Source organism: Xanthobacter autotrophicus ATCC 700552 (assembly GCF_043194565.1).
GTDB lineage: Bacteria > Pseudomonadota > Alphaproteobacteria > Rhizobiales > Xanthobacteraceae > Xanthobacter > Xanthobacter autotrophicus_F.
The window spans coordinates 47,589-63,188 of the sequence record NZ_JBAFVS010000013.1; the positions used below are offsets into that span (position 1 = coordinate 47,589).

Annotated in this window: 13 protein-coding genes; 5 read left to right on the forward strand and 8 right to left on the reverse strand. The window is 70.0% G+C overall.

What is annotated here, in order from left to right; genetic code table 11:
• Positions 1 to 119 precede the first annotated feature (119 nt).
• Together V5F48_RS14835 and V5F48_RS14840 are read right to left on the reverse strand one after the other, a co-directional pair.
• Positions 120 to 2,345 carry a xanthine dehydrogenase family protein molybdopterin-binding subunit gene (locus V5F48_RS14835; RefSeq protein WP_394259342.1) on the reverse strand — a complete coding sequence of 742 codons (2,226 nt, stop codon included), beginning with the start codon at positions 2,343 to 2,345 and terminating at the stop codon, positions 120 to 122.
• 3 nt (positions 2,346 to 2,348) lie between these two features.
• Positions 2,349 to 2,810 carry a (2Fe-2S)-binding protein gene (locus V5F48_RS14840; protein ID WP_394259343.1) on the reverse strand — a complete coding sequence of 154 codons (462 nt, stop codon included), beginning with the start codon at positions 2,808 to 2,810 and terminating at the stop codon, positions 2,349 to 2,351.
• Positions 2,811 to 3,239: 429 nt separating this feature from the next.
• Between V5F48_RS14840 and V5F48_RS14845 the strand changes: the two genes are divergently transcribed.
• The 4 genes from V5F48_RS14845 (at position 3,240) to V5F48_RS14860 (ending at position 7,373) form a co-directional block, all read left to right on the forward strand.
• Positions 3,240 to 4,421 (forward strand): 8-amino-7-oxononanoate synthase, encoded by a 1,182-nt coding sequence (locus tag V5F48_RS14845; RefSeq protein WP_394259344.1) that lies wholly within the window; start codon positions 3,240 to 3,242, stop codon positions 4,419 to 4,421.
• Positions 4,418 to 5,044: a dethiobiotin synthase gene (gene bioD / locus V5F48_RS14850; RefSeq protein ID WP_394259345.1), complete on the forward strand. Its 627-nt coding sequence runs from the start codon at positions 4,418 to 4,420 to the stop codon at positions 5,042 to 5,044. The genes V5F48_RS14845 and bioD overlap by 4 nt, the downstream gene beginning before the upstream one ends.
• Before the next feature lie 74 nt (positions 5,045 to 5,118).
• A complete protein-coding gene (locus tag V5F48_RS14855) occupies positions 5,119 to 6,381 on the forward strand; it encodes an adenosylmethionine--8-amino-7-oxononanoate transaminase (RefSeq protein ID WP_394259408.1) in 1,263 nt (420 codons plus the stop codon).
• A gap of 2 nt (positions 6,382 to 6,383) precedes the next feature.
• On the forward strand, positions 6,384 to 7,373 hold the full coding sequence (locus tag V5F48_RS14860; RefSeq protein ID WP_394259346.1) for a beta-ketoacyl-ACP synthase III: 990 nt from the start codon (positions 6,384 to 6,386) through the stop codon (positions 7,371 to 7,373).
• A gap of 6 nt (positions 7,374 to 7,379) precedes the next feature.
• Here the strand turns inward: V5F48_RS14860 and V5F48_RS14865 are convergent, their stop codons facing one another.
• The 5 genes from V5F48_RS14865 to V5F48_RS14885 all read right to left on the reverse strand — a co-directional run bounded on the left by V5F48_RS14865 (position 7,380) and on the right by V5F48_RS14885 (position 13,303).
• Complete coding sequence (locus V5F48_RS14865) at positions 7,380 to 7,928, reverse strand: superoxide dismutase family protein (protein ID WP_394259347.1); 549 nt, start codon at positions 7,926 to 7,928, stop codon at positions 7,380 to 7,382.
• 364 nt (positions 7,929 to 8,292) lie between these two features.
• Positions 8,293 to 9,714, reverse strand: a complete 1,422-nt coding sequence (oiaK, locus tag V5F48_RS14870; RefSeq protein ID WP_394259348.1) for a 3-oxo-isoapionate kinase OiaK — start codon at positions 9,712 to 9,714, stop codon at positions 8,293 to 8,295.
• Complete coding sequence (locus V5F48_RS14875) at positions 9,711 to 10,955, reverse strand: ribulose-bisphosphate carboxylase large subunit family protein (protein WP_394259349.1); 1,245 nt, start codon at positions 10,953 to 10,955, stop codon at positions 9,711 to 9,713. The genes oiaK and V5F48_RS14875 overlap by 4 nt, the downstream gene beginning before the upstream one ends.
• Before the next feature lie 109 nt (positions 10,956 to 11,064).
• Positions 11,065 to 11,895, reverse strand: coding sequence for a phosphogluconate dehydrogenase C-terminal domain-containing protein (locus tag V5F48_RS14880; protein ID WP_394110371.1), 831 nt, complete (start codon positions 11,893 to 11,895; stop codon positions 11,065 to 11,067).
• Positions 11,896 to 11,962: 67 nt separating this feature from the next.
• A complete protein-coding gene (locus V5F48_RS14885) occupies positions 11,963 to 13,303 on the reverse strand; it encodes an MFS transporter (protein WP_394259350.1) in 1,341 nt (446 codons plus the stop codon).
• Positions 13,304 to 13,532: 229 nt separating this feature from the next.
• On the opposite strand from V5F48_RS14885, the gene V5F48_RS14890 reads away from it, so the two are divergent.
• On the forward strand, positions 13,533 to 14,459 hold the full coding sequence (locus tag V5F48_RS14890; protein ID WP_394259351.1) for a LysR substrate-binding domain-containing protein: 927 nt from the start codon (positions 13,533 to 13,535) through the stop codon (positions 14,457 to 14,459).
• 12 nt (positions 14,460 to 14,471) lie between these two features.
• Here the strand turns inward: V5F48_RS14890 and V5F48_RS14895 are convergent, their stop codons facing one another.
• Complete coding sequence (locus V5F48_RS14895; protein WP_394259352.1) at positions 14,472 to 15,488, reverse strand: helix-turn-helix transcriptional regulator; 1,017 nt, start codon at positions 15,486 to 15,488, stop codon at positions 14,472 to 14,474.
• Positions 15,489 to 15,600 lie beyond the last annotated feature (112 nt).

Genomic DNA, 15,600 nt, shown 5'->3' on the forward strand with positions numbered 1-15,600 from the left:
CCGGGGCTGACCTTGCCGGCGCCGCGGCCTTGGCTGCGCCTTAAGCTTGGCATCCGGCAAAGACTGCGGGGGACGGGCAAGCCCACCCCCGCAGTTTTCATATGGCGGACGGCCTGCGATCAGGCCGGCTTGAACGACTGCCCGGCGAAGGGCAGGCGATGGACCGGCCGGCCGGTGGCGGCGAGCAGGGCATTGGCCACGGCGGGCGCGAGGGGCGGCACGCCCGGTTCGCCCACGCCGGTGGGCGCCACATCCGAGGCGACCAGGTGCACCTCCACCTTCGGCATCTGCGACATGCGCAGGGGCTCGTAGGTGTCGAAGTTGGCCTGCTCCACGGCGCCCTTGTCGAGGGTGATGGCATCCTGCAGCGCGGCGCCGAGGCCGAAGCCGACGCCGCCCTCGATCTGGGCCCGCACCACGTCCGGATTGACCACCACGCCGCAATCCACCGCCGCCACCACGCGCTCCACCTTCACGCCGGAATCGGCCAGCGAAATCTCGACCACCTCCGCCACATAGGTGTTGAAGCTCTTGTGGGCGGCGATGCCGCGCGTGCGGCCCGCCGGCAGCGGGGTGCCCCAGCCGGCCTTGTCGGCGGCGAGGCGGATGACCGCCTTCAGCCGCTCGTCCGTGGCATGGGCGAGGCGGAAGGCCACCGGGTCCTGTCCCGCCGCGCGGGCGAGCTGGTCCATCACCACCTCCACCGCATAGGCGGTATGGGTGTGGCCCACGGAGCGCCACCACAGCACCGGCACGCCGGTCGTCATGGTGGTCAGCTCGACCTTGATGTTGGGAATGGCATAGGCGCCGTGCGTGCCTTCGATGGAGGTTTCGTCGATGCCGTTCTTCACGAGCATGGGCTCGAAGAAGGTTCCCGCGATGATGGACTGGCCGACCACATGGTGATGCCAGGCCACCGGCTTGCCCGAGGCGTCCACCGCCGCGCGCACCTTGTGGACATAGACCGGGCGGTAATAGCCCGCCTTCATGTCGTCCTCGCGGGTCCACACCAGCTTCACCGGCACGCCCTTGCCATGGGCCTTGGCGATGGCCACCGCTTCCACCACGAAGTCGGAACTGGCGAGCGCCCGGCGGCCGAAGCTGCCGCCCGCCCACAGGGTGTGGATCTCCACCTTGTCCGGCGCCACGCCCGCGGTGCGGGCGGCGTTGGGCACGTCGGCGACGGGAAGCTGTGAGCCGGTCCAGATGGTGACCGCCCCATCCTTCACCTGCGCCGCCGCGTTCATGGGCTCCATGGCGGCGTGGGCGAGGTAGGGGAACTCGAACTCCGCTTCCACCAACTTCACGCCGGGGGCCTTGAGCGCCTTGTCCACGTCGCCGTGGGCCTCCACCGGCAGGCCGGGCTTGGCCAGCGCGCCGCGATACGCGGCGAGGATGTCGGCGGTGCTGCGGGTCTCGGCCTGGCTCTCGTCCCATTCCACCTTGAGGGCATCGCGGCCCTTGATGGCGGCGTGGGTAGTGGTGGCGAGCACGGCGACGCCCTGCGGCACCATCACCACGTCCTTCACGCCCTTCACCGCCTTCGCGGCGGTGGCGTCGAAGCTTTTCGGAGTGGCGCCGAAGCGCGGCGGATGGGCGACCACGGCCACCAGCATGTCCGGCAGCTTGAGGTCCTGGGTGTAGATGCGGGCGCCCGTGGTCTTGGCCACGTTGTCCACCCGGTGGACGCCCTCCTTGCCGATGAGGGTGAAGTCGGATGCCGCCTTCAGCTTCGGCTCGGCGGGCACCTGTTCCTTGGCTGCGGCCTCGGCGAGGGCGCCGAAGCCCGCACTGCGGTTGCCGGCGCTCACCACGCCGTTTGATACCTTGATCGTGGCAGGATCAACGCCCCACTGCTTGGCGGCGGCGGCCACCAGCATGGCGCGGGCGGCGGCTCCCGCCGTGCGATAAACGGTGTAGCTCGCGGCGATGGAAGTGGAACCGCCGGTGCCCTGGGCGCCACCGAACAGGGCGTTGCCATAGGTTTTGCCGTCGGCGGGGGCGAACTGCGTGGTCACCTTGGACCAGTCCGCATCTAATTCGTCGGCGGCAAGGGTCGCAAGGCCGGTGGCGATGCCCTGGCCCTTGTCCAGATGCTTGACGATGACGGTGACCGTGCCGTCCGGAGCGATCTTGACGAAGGGATTGAAGGCTGGCGCGGCCTCAGCCGTGCCGGCCGGAGCGGCTTGCGCGCCCGGTGCCTTCAGCCCGAGGACGAGACCGATGCCCGCCCCGCCCATGGCGGCGAGGACGAAGCGGCGGGAGAGCGGCGTCTGCGCGGCGCCGGAGAGCGCAGCGGCAAGGCCGGACACCACGCCCGGCTCCAGCTTCTGTAGCATGTGCATGGATCAGGCCTCCAGCCGGCGGGCCGCGTCATGGATCGCGGCGCGGATGCGGTGGTAGGTGGCGCAGCGGCAGACATTGCCGTCCATCGCCGCGTCGATGTCGGGATCGGTGGGCTTCTTGTTCTCGGCGAGCAGGGCTACGGCGGACATGATCTGCCCGGACTGGCAATAGCCGCACTGGACCACGTCGAGGCTGACCCAGGCGGCGCGGACCGCCTCGGCCTCGCGGCCCTGGATGCCCTCGATGGTGACGATCTTGGCATCGCCGACGTCGCCGAGCGCGGTCTGGCAGGACCGTACCGGCGCGCCGTCGAGATGCACGGTGCAGGCGCCACACAGGGCCTGGCCGCAGCCAAACTTGGTGCCAACGAGATCAAGCTCGTCGCGCAGGGCCCAGAGCAGCGGGGTATCGGGATCGGCGTCGACAGTGCGCGCCTGTCCGTTCACTGTGAGTGTGACGGCCATGGGTACCTCGGTATTGCGAGAGGCACAGCCGCATCTGTGCTTGATAAGGGGAGGGGGACGCGCATTCCACACGCCCCCAGGGTCCATGGCGCCGCCCCGACGCAGATGGATCCGGCGGCAATGCTAGCCCGCTTTCTCGATGAGTTCCAGACTGCCAGGGCATCACGATGTGGGGAGCACGGCGCGCAAGCGCTCGATCGTGCGCTTTCAGGTGCGCCGTCGCAAGAGGAGGCGGACGGCCGAAAAGCCACTTGTCGTTTCCAGCAACCTGTGGAACCTACGAGAGATAACGTCGAGAAATGATCCATAATCCGGAGATTGGCATGTTGGCCGCGCGGCGAAATCTGGCAGATCGGCCCCGCGCCGCGGCCAACCGGGGGCCGGACCGGGATGACGCCCGTTTCGCGCGGCCGGGCGTGACGGTGGCGGATGCCGGCGAGGCCATCCGTGGCGGCGCATGAGGCGGCCCTCGCGGCGCTGAGCCGCCGGGGCCGGTTGCGCACGCTGGCTCCCGCGCAAGGCGCCGATTTTGCCTCAAATGATTATCTGGGCCTTGCCCAGTCCGAGGAATTGCGCCAGGCCGCATCCGCCGCGCTGGCCCGCGGCGTGCCGCTGGGCGCGGGCGGATCGCGCCTGCTGCGCGGCAACCACCCGGAGCACGAGGCCCTGGAAGCCGAGGCGGCGGCCTTCTTCGGTGCCGAGGCCGCGCTGTTCTTCGCCGGCGGATTTGCCGCCAATGCCGCGCTGGTTTCCACCCTGCCGCGCCGCGGCGATCTCGTGGTGTATGACGAACTCATCCATGCCAGCGTCCATGAGGGCCTCGCCGGGGCTTCATCGGCCGAGCGCGTCGAGGCCGTGGCGACGCGGCACGCCGATGCCGATGCCGTGGACGATGCCATCCGCCACTGGCGCGCCAAGGGCGGGCGCGGGCGCGCCTGGATCGCTGTGGAAACCCTCTACAGCATGGACGGCGATTTCGCCCCGCTCGACGATCTCAACGCCGTGGCCGAGCGGCACGACGCCATGCTGCTTCTCGACGAGGCCCACGCCACCGGCGTCTATGGGCCGGCGGGCCGGGGGCTCGCCGCGCATCTGGAAGGGCGTGCCAACGTGGTGACCCTGCACACCTGCGGCAAGGCGCTGGGCGTCATGGGCGCGCTTGTCTGCCTGCCGCGCGGGCTCAGGGACTACATGGTGAACCGCTCGCGGCCGTTCATCTATGCCACCGCGCCGTCGCCGCTGTTGGCCGCCACCGTGCGGGCGGCGCTGACCATCGCCGAGGCGGCGCAGGATCGGCGCGACCGTCTCATGGCGCGCATCGCCCATGCCCGGCGGGCGCTGGCCGGGATCGGCCTGCCGGCCACGCACTCGCAGATCCAGAAGGTCATCCTCGGCTCCGACCGGCGGGCGACGGCTATCGCCGCCGCCTTGCAGGCGCAAGGGTTCGACGTGCGAGCGATCCGCCCGCCCACCGTGCCGGAGGGCACCGCGCGCCTGCGCGTCGCGCTCACGCTCAACGTGTCCGAGGCCGCTCTGGATGCGCTGGTGGATGCGCTTTCGCAGGCTCTCGCGGCGGAGCCGGGGATGCAGGCCGAGAGGTCGGTCCCATGACCGGCTACATCGTCACCGGCACCGATACCGGCATCGGCAAGACCGTGTTCGCGGCCGCCCTCGCCGGCACCCTCGACGCCGCCTATTGGAAGCCGGTGCAGGCGGGGCTTGAGGGGGAGACGGATTCTCAGGTTGTGCAACGGCTGTCGGGCCTTGCACCCGATCGCATCCTGCCCGAGGCCTACCGGCTCGCCCTGCCGGCCTCCCCCCATCTGGCCGCGGAGGCCGAGGGCATCGCCATCGATCCCGATGCGCTGGTGCTTCCTGTGAGCACGCGGCCGCTGGTGGTGGAAGGGGCGGGCGGACCCTTGGTGCCGCTCACCCGCCGCCGGCTCTTCGCCGATGTGTTCGCCGCATGGGGTTTGCCGGTGATCCTGTGCGCCCGCACCAGCCTTGGCACCATCAACCACACGTTGCTCGCCATCGAGGCGCTGTCGCGCCGGGGCATTGTGCTGCACGGCGTCGCCTTCATCGGCACGGCCAACGAGGACAGCGAGCAGATCATCGCGGACCTCGGCGGCACGCGCCGCCTCGGGCGCCTGCCGCATCTGTCCGCGGTGACGCCCGGCACGCTGAAAGCCGCCTTCGCGGCGGCCTTCAGCGTGGATGATTTCCGATTTTGAACTCCAAGAAACAGAATGCGCCGATCAACTGCACCGCAGGCGGATCAATGCGTGCTTCAGGACCTGCGCCAATGATTTCAAGCCCGTCTCCCGTCTGGCATCCCTTCACCCAGCATGCGCTTGCGCCGGAGCCCCCGGTGGTGGTGCGCGGGGATGGCGCCTGGCTGGAAACCGCCACGGGCGGGCGCATTCTTGATGCCATTTCCTCGTGGTGGGTCATCACCCACGGCCATTGCCATCCGCGCATCGTCGCCGCCATCGCGGAGCAGGCCGGACAGCTCGACCAGGTGATCTTCGCCGGCCACACCCATCCGGCTGCCGAAGCGCTGGCGCGCGGCCTCGTGGCGATGACACCGGCGGGGCTCGATCACGTCTTCTTCTCCGACAGCGGCTCCACCGCGGTCGAGGTCGCGCTCAAGATGGCGGCGGGCTACTGGCGCAACACCGGCGAGCAGCGCACCCGCATCCTCGCGCTGGAGCACGGCTATCACGGCGACACCATCGGCACCATGTCGGTGGGCGCGCGCGGGGTCTACAACGCGGCCTACGAGCCGTTCCTGTTCGAGGTGACACGGCTGCCGTTTCCGCAGGCCGGCCGCGAGCAGGCGACCCTGGACGCACTGGAGGTCGCCTGCCGGGAGGCCCCGGCGGCGCTGCTGGTGGAGCCGCTGATCCTCGGTGCCGGCGGCATGCACATCTATGGGCCGCAGGTGCTGGCCGAAATGGCGGCGATCTGCGCCCGCCACGGCGTGCTCGTCATCGCCGACGAGGTGATGACCGGCTTCGGCCGCACCGGAACCCTGTTTGCCTGCGAGCAGGCGGGCGTGGTGCCGGACATCGCCTGCTACGCCAAGGGGCTCACCGGCGGCTCGCTGCCGCTGGCCGTTACCATGTGCCGGGGCGCCATCTTCGATGCCCATTATTCCACCGACCGGGCGCGCACCTTCTTCCATTCCAGCTCGTTCACGGCCAACCCCATCGCTTGCGCGGCGGCCGTCGCCAACCTGAAGATCTGGGCGGAGGAGCCGGTCGGCGCGCGCATCGCCGCGCTCGGGGCGGCGCAGGAGGAGCGCCTGGCGCGCTTTCGCGAGGACACGCGCTTTGCCAACGTGCGCCGCCTCGGCACCATCACGGCGCTGGACCTTGCGGCGCCCGATGCCGGCTACCTCGCGGATGTCGGGCCGCGGCTGGCCGCCTTCTTCCGGGAGGAGGGGCTGCTGATCCGCCCGCTGGGCAATACGCTCTATGTGATGCCGCCCTATTGCACCACGGCGGAGGACCTGGACCTCGTCTATGGGGCCATCGCCACGGCGGCCGACCGCTTCGGGCGGGCATGAGCATGGCGCGCGCACCCGTGGCGGGAACCCGCATCGCCGGCTTCGGCCATTACGCTCCGGAACAGGTGGTGACGAGCGCGCAGATCGAGCGCGGGCTCGGTCTTGCGGAGGGGTGGATCGTCGGGCGCACCGGCATCCGCGCACGGCGGGTGGCGGCGCCACACGAGGCGGTGAGCGACCTTGCCTTCGCGGCCGCCGAAATGGCCCTGGCCGATGCCGCCCTGCCGAAGGCCGCCATCGGCCTCACCCTGCTGGCCACCAGCACCCCCGACCACCTGCTGCCGCCCACCGCGCCCTTGCTCGCCCACCGCCTCGGCCTGCCCGCGAGCGGCGCGGTGGACCTGACCGGGGCCTGCGCCGGCTTCCTCTATGCGCTGGTGCTGGCCGATGGCTTCGTGCGGACCACGGGACGCGCGGTGCTGGTGGTGGCGGCCAACATCCTGTCGCGCCGTGTGGATCCGGCTGATCCGGCAACGGCGGCGCTGTTCGCCGATGCGGCCGGCGCCGTGGTCCTCGCCCCCTCGCCTCGGGACGGGGCCGGGGTCGTCGGGTCATGCCTTGCCTCCGACGGATCGGGCTATGACCTCATCCAGATCCCCGACAGCGGCAGCCGCCTGTCCGCGAACGGGCAGGCCGGGACCGGGCGAATGGTGATGCGGGAGGGGCGCACGGTGTTTTCCCGGGCGGTGGCCATGATGGCCTCCTCCTGCCGCGCGGCGCTGGACGAGGCCGGGCTCTGTGTGGATGACGTGACGCATTTCCTGCCGCACCAGGCCAATGCCCGCATCATCACGGCGGTGGCCGAGCGGCTCGCCATCGGCCCGGAGCGGACCCTGTCGTCCGTCGCCGACTATGGCAATTCGTCCGCCGCCACGGTGCCCTTCACCCTCTCGGCGCTGCGCGCGACCCGCACCTATGGGGAGGGCGACGTGCTGCTGATCGCCGCCGCCGGCGCCGGCCTCACCGGCGGCGCGGCCGTGTTCCGGTTCTAGACAGCCTCAGGGCTTGAACGCGGCGCAGGCGATGCGCGCGCCGGCGCCGCCGATGGGCTGGGTGGTGTGGTCGTCCGCAGAGGCATGAACCACCAGGGCGAAGCCCGCCGGAGCGAGCAGGCCGTTGGTGCCGGTGAGGCCCACGGGGCTCGTCACCTCGGCCGATACCGAGCCATCGGCGACGGCGAAGATGTTGGGCAGGTCGCCGTCGTCGGGACCATTGGGATTGAGCAGGCCGTGGGCCTTGCCGCCGTGGTTCACATGGGCCTTGGAGGCCAGGAACTTCTCGGTATCCGAGCAGTCGGCAACCGCGTGGAAGTGGATGCCGTGCCAGCCGGGCGGGAGGGCGCCGGGCTGAAGGGCGAGGCGCACGATGGTGACGCGGTCGGTCCCGGTGGCGGTCGCGGTACCGATGGGCTTGCCGCTATTGCCGACGAGGTCCGCCTTGACCACGGTGGGCGCTGGCGTGGGGGCCGGCGTGGGCGTCTGGGCCAGTGCGGCCGGCGCGCCGGCGATCAGGAACGAAGCTGCGAGAAGCCAGTGTTTCGAGCCCATGGGGTGCCTCCTTGTCCTGCGGCGCGCTTGGCGCGCGTTTTCTCGAACCGCGGCGCGGTTATATCACCGGCTCGGGTCTCCGGTCTCGGAAATGGAGATGGCAGGGGCGGTGTGCAGGGGGCGGTGTGCAGGGATCGGTGTGCAGGGATCGGGCGGCCGGCGGGACCATCCGGCTTCGTGCCCGCGTGGGCCAAGCCTCAGTCCCGCCTGCCGCAGCCTGGGCATTCTTGAGCATTTCCCCGTTTCACTGAATCGGGGGAAATGCTCTATGTTATTGAGTTTACGCGTTTTCTTTACGCGAACCGGTATCCACTTCGCTCGAAAAACGCTCTTGACCTCGAATCGCGGGCCGATCCGCCAGGTGCTACGCCACGGCGCTCCTGCCTGTCGCGCGCTCTGGTGCCGCCGGAAGGCCGTCGCGGACGGTGGTGAAGAAGTCGGTCGGCCCCATCTGCCCGCCCTTCAGCACCACCTCCAGCCCGTCATAGAGGGGATCGTCCGACCACGCCCGGCACAGGGGCGCGCCGGGGGCAAGGCCGGCGGCGATGTCGAGGGCGAAGGCGTTCAGGGCCTCCATCACCTCGCCGGAACTGTCGCCCCCCGCCACCATGATGCGGCGGACAAGCCGGGCTTCCACCATGCGCCGCATGATCTCCGCCAGCACCGTGCCCACCGTCCGCGCCGCCTCCGCGCGGGTGAGGCCGAGGGCGCCTGCGGTCTGGTCGAAGGCGAGGACATGGGGATCGTCCGGCCCCTCGGCGCTGTAGATCACCGGGCTCTCGCCGCGCCCGAGCGCTGCGCGGGCGACCTCCACCGCGCGAACGATCTCCGCCTCGCGGCCGGCCGGATCGAGGGCGCGGGACAGGTCGAGCCGCTCGGTGTGGAAGCCGTGCGCCCGCGCCCAGCCGATCTGGGCGGCGGTGACCGGGGAACAGCTGCCGCTCACCACCGCGATCTGCGGCACCCCAGCCGCCGCCGGCAGGCCGGGCTGCGCCGGCACGAGGCCGCACCGGCGCCAATGGGCGGCCAGCGCATATTGCAGGCCGGACGAGGCGGCGCTGAACAGGCCCTCGCCGCGGTTCTCCCAGATGAGGCGGCCGGCTTCGGCCAGCGTGTCCTCGTCCATCACGTCCATGAGCACCACCGGCGTGTCGTCGCCCGCGAGCGCGGCGCGGCGCGTGTCGGCGGCACCCGCGCGGATCTGGGCCATGTCGATGAGGTCGATGCGCCGCGCGGTCTGGCGGGCGAGATGGCGGCCAAGGTCGGCCTCGTCCATGGGCGTCACCGGGTGGCGCGACATGGTGGGATGGCGATCGAGCCGGTAGGTGGTGCCGTTCACGGTGACGAACAGGTTGCCGAACATCTGGTACCGGCCGAGGCGTGGCACGCCCACCACCATGGGGCTCCAGCGCCCGCCCATCGCGTCCACCCCAAGATCAATGGCACGGCCGATGGAGCCCACATGCGGGGCGGAATCGAAGGTGGAGCAGATCTTGTAGTGCAGGATCGGCGCCCCCAGCGCCTTGAGCCGGGCGAACACGGCGGGCAATTCGGCGTCCATCCAGTCCGGGGCGCGCCCGCGCGAGGAGCCGGCGAGGCCGACGCAGCGCGCGCCGGGAAAGCGGGCCAGCATCGCGTCCGTGGGCAGGCGCAGGAACAGCACCGACGGCACGCCCGCCGCCGTGATGGCTTCCAGCGCGTCGGTGGAGCCGGTGAAGTCGTCGCCGTAATAGGCCAAAAGCAGGCCGGCGGGCCAGCCGGAGCTGGAAGGCGCGCCCGCCGTCATCGCCAGAACCCGAGCGCGCTGCGCAAAGCGGGGCTGCGCGTCGCCTCGTCCTCCAGGCTGGCGCCGGCCATGGCGGCGCGCCATGCGGCCCGCAACGCCTCCACCCCCGCCGGCACCCCCGCCGGATGGCCGAAGATGCCGCCCCCCGCCGTGTGGATGAGATCGGCGCAGCCGATGGCCGCATAGGTCTGTGCCGCCTGCCGCCCGGTCTGGCCGGAGGAGAACACCGGCATGGCCTCCATGAGCGCGGCATCGTTGAGGGGCGAGAGCACCGCCCGCGCGGCGGCGATGACGCTCTCGTTGCTTTCGGAAAACTTGTTGTCGAGCCCGTTCACATGCAAATGGTCCACGCCCGCCAGACGCCACAGCTGCTGCCAGGGGGCATAGTCCCACCCCAGCGAAGGGCAGCGGTAGAGATAACCCCAGCCGGCGCGATGGCCGTGGATGGGCAGCTGGGTGTGGCGGCGGATTTCGCGCACGCCCACAAGCCCGATGGAATTGAGGCAGACCATGACGCAGGTGCCGCCCTGCGCCAGCACCAGGTCGTGGCGGCGGCGCATCTCGTCGAGGTCGCCGGTGATGTTGAAGGCCACCATCACCTTGCGCCCGCGCCGGTCGGCGGCGTCGTTCACCACGCGCATCACCGCCTTCACCCGCTCCTCGAACGGGCAGCGGGCGCCGTCGGCCTGAAGCTCGTCGTCCTTGATGAAGTCGATGTCGCCGGAGATCAATTCGCGGACCTGCTGGGCGGTCTCGTCCGCCGTGAGGCCGATGGAGGGCTTGATGATGGTGCCGATGACCGGCCCCTGCATGACCCCCGCCAGCTTGCGCGTGCCGGCGATGCCGAACGCCGGGCCGGCGAAGGCATTGGTGAAGGCGGGCGGCAGCTTGAGGTCCAGCAGCCGCAGGCCGGAGACCTGGTGCAGCTCGAACAGGTTGCCGGCGATGGTGGACATGAGGTTCGGCAGGGACGGGCCGAAATTCTCCACCGGCCAGGACAGTTCGAGGATGGAGCGGGTGTAGCGGTCGGAAACCATGCCGCCGGGCAGGCTGGGCGTGTCCGCCGTGTCGAGGATGTCGAGCCGCTCCACGCGGGCGCCGGAGCGTTCCTTCAGTTCCGCGGTCTCGGTGGCCAGCGCCACGAAGGTGCCGCTGGACTGCTCGCCGGCGATGACCGCGGCGGTGCGGGCCGGGTCGCCGCCGGTCTCCATCCAGTAGGTGGCATAGACGCGTTCGCTCATGGCACAGGTTCCTGCAGCCGTCTGTGTGTAGCGCGGCCCGGCCTCCTCCGCCGCGCGGGCAAGGGGCCGGGCCGTGAGGCGGGGCGGGGCGATGGCCCCACCTCGGGGATCAGGTGATGCGGCGGATGCTTTCGGCGATTTCCGGCTTGTCGAGGCACTTGATCCAGTCGTCGCGCATGAGGCGGGGCTTGCCGAACTGGATCGCCTTGTTGCAGGCATCCGAGAACACGCCGGGGATCTCCTTGAAGATCACCGCGGCGAGGATGTTCATGTGGCCCAGCAGGAAGTCGCGGGCACATTCCTCCGGCACGCCGCGGCGCACGGTCTCGTCCATGGCCTCGCGCATCACGTCCAGAAGTGTGGCGCAGATGGTCTCGGACAGGCCGGGCTCCAGGATCGCCATCTGGTCCACCGTGAGGCGGTAGGAGCGCAGGATGGGGGCGTAGATGGCCTTCGCCACCGCCTCGCCCAAGGCGAACGCCTCGTCCGGCCCCTGCATGAGGGCGGAGGTGATGGACTGCTTGGCCCCCGCGCCGCCGAAGAAGTCGCGCCGCGCCACCGGGTCGGTCTCGTCGTTGAAGATGAGCGGATGGCAGGGGTGGGAGACGAAATAGATGAGGTCCGGGCGCTCCGGCAGATGGCCGGCGAAGGGCGCCGCCGCATCGAGCAGCATCACCATGGTGCCCGCCTTCAGCTTCGGCGAGATGCTGTGCGCGACCTTGCCGATGAGGGTATCGGGCACGGCCAGGATGACCACGTCGGCGCCGTCGAGGGCGGCGTCGATCTCGGTGCAGTCCACGCCCACCTCGTCCTTGAGGCGCTTGCGGCCGATGTCGCTGACCTCCACATGGGCGACCTGGAAGTCGGACTTGGCGAGGTTCTTCGACAGGCGCACGCCCATCTTCCCGCCGGCGCCGAACAGGGCGATCTTCGCGTTCATTCCGGTATCTCCAACACTCCGGGACATGTCCCCGATGAATGGGGCCGGTTCACCCGGCCCCCGATTGTCAGGCCGAGCGAGCGGCTACCGCCGCCGCGTCCGGCACGCTGTCGCGCTGTCGCGCCACCACCAGGGTGAGGACGGCGGAGAGCATCATGAAGCCGCCCACCACCAGCATGGCGACCTGGAACGAGCCTGTCGCGTCCTTCACCGCTCCGGTGATGAACGGGGCGGCAAACCCGGCCACGTTGCCCACCGTGTTGATGAGGGCGATGCCCGCCGCCGCCCCGGCCCCCGACAGGAACCGCGCCGGGATGGCCCAGAAGTTGGGCAGGGCCGAGAAGATGGCGCAGGCGGTGATGGTGATCACGGCCACCGTGGCGGCGGGCGAGTTCATGAACAGCGCCACCGGGATGGAGACGGCGCCGATGAGCGCAGGCAGGCCGACATGCCAGGGCTTCACGCCGGTCTTCGCCGCATGCCGGCTCCACAGCAGCAGGGCTGCTGCCGCGGGCAGGTAGGGAATGGCGGTGATGAGACCCTTCTGCATCACGTCGAACTTGGTGCCGAACTGGGCCTCGAAGCCGCCGATGATGGTGGGCAGGAAGAAGGCCAGCGCATAGAGGCCGTAGATCAGCCCGAAGTAGATGAAGGACAAAAGCCACACCCGCCCGTTCAGCAACGCGCCGGAGGCGAGGATATTGTGCTTGCCGGCCTTGGCCTTCTCTTCCTTAGCCAGTTCGCCGGTGAGCCAGTCGCGCTCGGCATTGGTGAGCCATTTGGCGTCGGCGGGACGGTCGACGAGGTAGAACCAGGCGACGATGCCGATCAGGATGGCCGGAACGGCGACGCCGAAGAACATGATGCGCCAGCCGGCGAGGCCCATCAGGCCGTCTGCCCCAATGAGCAGCGAGGCGAAGGGCGCGCCGATGACGATGGTGAGCGGCTGCGCCACATAGAACAGGGCCAGCACCTTGTTGCGGTGGCGGGCCGGCACCCACAGGCTGAGATAGAGGATGGCGCCGGGGAAGAAGCCCGCCTCGGCGACGCCGAGCAGGAAGCGCAGCACATAGAGGCCTTCCACGCTGCTCACCCAGGTGAACAGCAGGGCCACGATGCCCCAGGTCACCATGATGCGGGCCAGCCAGCGGCGGGCGCCGAACTTGTGCAGGGCCAGGTTGCTCGGCACTTCCAGCAGGATGTAGCCGAGGAAGAAGATGCCCGCCGCGAACCCGAACTGGGAGGCGGTGAGGCCGAGATCGCGCGACATGCCGTTGGGTCCGGCGAAGGACACGGCGGTGCGATCGAGGAAGTTGATGAAGAACATCAGGCCGATGAACGGCGTGAGCCGCCATGAGACCTTGGAAATGGCCGACCGCTCGACGGCGGACGCCTCGGGCTGCGTCATGGGGGTTTCCTCCAAGAGATGGGGCAGATCTTTCGGCGTCTGCGCTTCTTGCTTTTGTTGCCCGGCAGGAGGGCGGCGCGCGGGCCGCTCAGCCGGGTATTGGCGCTCACCATTTGGCCCCCGGCAGCGCCCGGAACAATCGATTTGTTGTCCCTTAGTTGTGAGTTAAACTCACATCATAAATGCTGCGTTGCAGCAGTAAAAGACGCGAATGCAGGACCTTGGCCCCATGTCTCAACTTGGCAACCAGCCCTTGCCCTCACTGGTCGCGCTCCGGGCGTTCGAGGCCACGGCCCGTCATCGCAGCATGACCCGCGCGGCCGAGGAATTGTGCGTCACCCACGGCGCAGTGAGCCGCCACATCAAGGCGCTGGAGGCGACGCTGGGCGTGCCGCTGGTGGCGCGCGGTGGTGGCGCCAGCGAGCCGACGCCGGAGGGGCAAAGGCTCGCCGAGGGGCTGTCCACCGCCTTCGGCCTCATCCACGCCACCCTCGACCGGTTGCGGCCCGGGCCGCTCACGCTCTCCTGCTCCGCCTCCATCATGCTGTGCTGGCTCATTCCGCGCATGGCTGGCTTCCATCGCCGCAATCCCGATGTGCAGGTGGAGCTGAACATGAATTACGACAAGGTGGATTTCAGTCGCGACAATATTTCGGTCGCCATCCGCTCCAGCACCATCGTGCCGCCACGGGATGCCATCATCCGCGAACTGGGAACGGAATGGATCGGGCCGGTGTGCTCACCCGATTATCTTGCCGGCCGGGACCTCACGGCGCCGGAGGATCTCGGGAGCGCGCATCTTTTGTCCACGAATACACGCCCCGAGGCCTGGCGGGACTGGGCGCAGGCCACCGGCAACGGTGACCTCGGCCTGAAGGCGCAACGCAGCTTCGAGCACTTCTACCTGCTGATCCAGGCCGCGGCCTGCGGCCTGGGTGTGGCGGTGGTGCCCCACATGCTGGCCTTGAGCGAGCTTCAGTCGGGCCGCCTCATCGCGCCCTTCGGCTTCGTGCCCGGGGGGCGGCACCTCAGGATGTGGATTGCGCCGCAGGTCGCCTTCCGCTCCGATCTGAGGGCGCTGGAATCCTGGCTGCTCGGGGAGATGCGCAGCTTCGGCCGTCCGCCGGATCCGGCGCTCGCGGCTGTGCGCCCATAAGGGAGGGCCGTCTCAGGCGCCGGCTCTGCCCTTGCGCAGGCGGGTGGGCGGCGCCGAGGTCCAGCGGCGCACGGCGCGGGTGAAGCTGGCGCCGGAGCCATAGCCCATCTCCGCCGCCACCTCCTGCACGGGCGAGGAACTGGCCGTCAGCAGCGCCACGGCGCGGGCGGAGCGCTCCTGCTCGATCAGCCGCGACAGGCTGGTGCCCTCGGCGGTGAGCCGGCGTTGCAGGGTGCGCGTGCTCATGAAGGCGAACCGCGCCATCTCGGCCAGCGTCGGCTCGCCGCCGCGCGCCAGCAGCAGCGGCAGGATGGTGCGGATGGAACCGGCAAGGGTGCCGTCGCCGCGGATCACGGCGCACCCCTCCGTCACCTGCTGGTCGAGGGGAATGGGGCTCTGGGAATAGGGCCGGTCGAGCGCCGCGTCGGAGAAGGTCACGGCCGCCGCGCCGGTGAGGGTGGGGCGGACCTCGCACCCGAAATGGGGTTCGAGCAGTGCGAGCCCCAGAACGGGATGGGGCGTGAGTTCCACGCGCTCGACGGCGGGCCCGTCCCGGCCATCGCGGGTCACCACGGTGGCGATCAAAGCCGCGGTGAATTGCTGCGTGATGAAGAGGGCTTCGGCATCAAGGGGCACGCGGAAGACGTGCCGGACCGTTGCCCCACCGGCGTGGGGCGTGAAGGTGAGCACCTCATGCGAGCCGTGGTGGAAGAAGGCGCGGGTCACCAGCTGGAAGGCTTCCCGCGGCGTCCGGGATGCCCTCACCAGCAGCCCGATGAGGCCGAGCTGATCGACGCCGGCATGGGCCACCACCCGGCAGCCGATGTCGGGCCCTTCCGCTCGACTCACGGCGCGCAGGAATTCGATGCCCACCTGCAGGGGAATCGGCTGGTCGGGATCGGCGACGAGGGCGGGGGGCAGTCCGGCGTTCTGGAGCAGGAGGTCCAGCGGGTGCCCGTTGTCTGCGAGCCAGATCATGAAGGGGAAGGCGGCGGCCGCCCGCACGAGAGGAAGAGTCGTCGTCGCCATGTGCCGGTCAGAGTCGCTGTCAGGTTTGCCCGCGATGAGGCCATGGTGACGCGGTGGCGCGCAAGATCAAGGATTCGTGCTGTGCCCATGGCGATTTCGCCTCAAGGCGCTG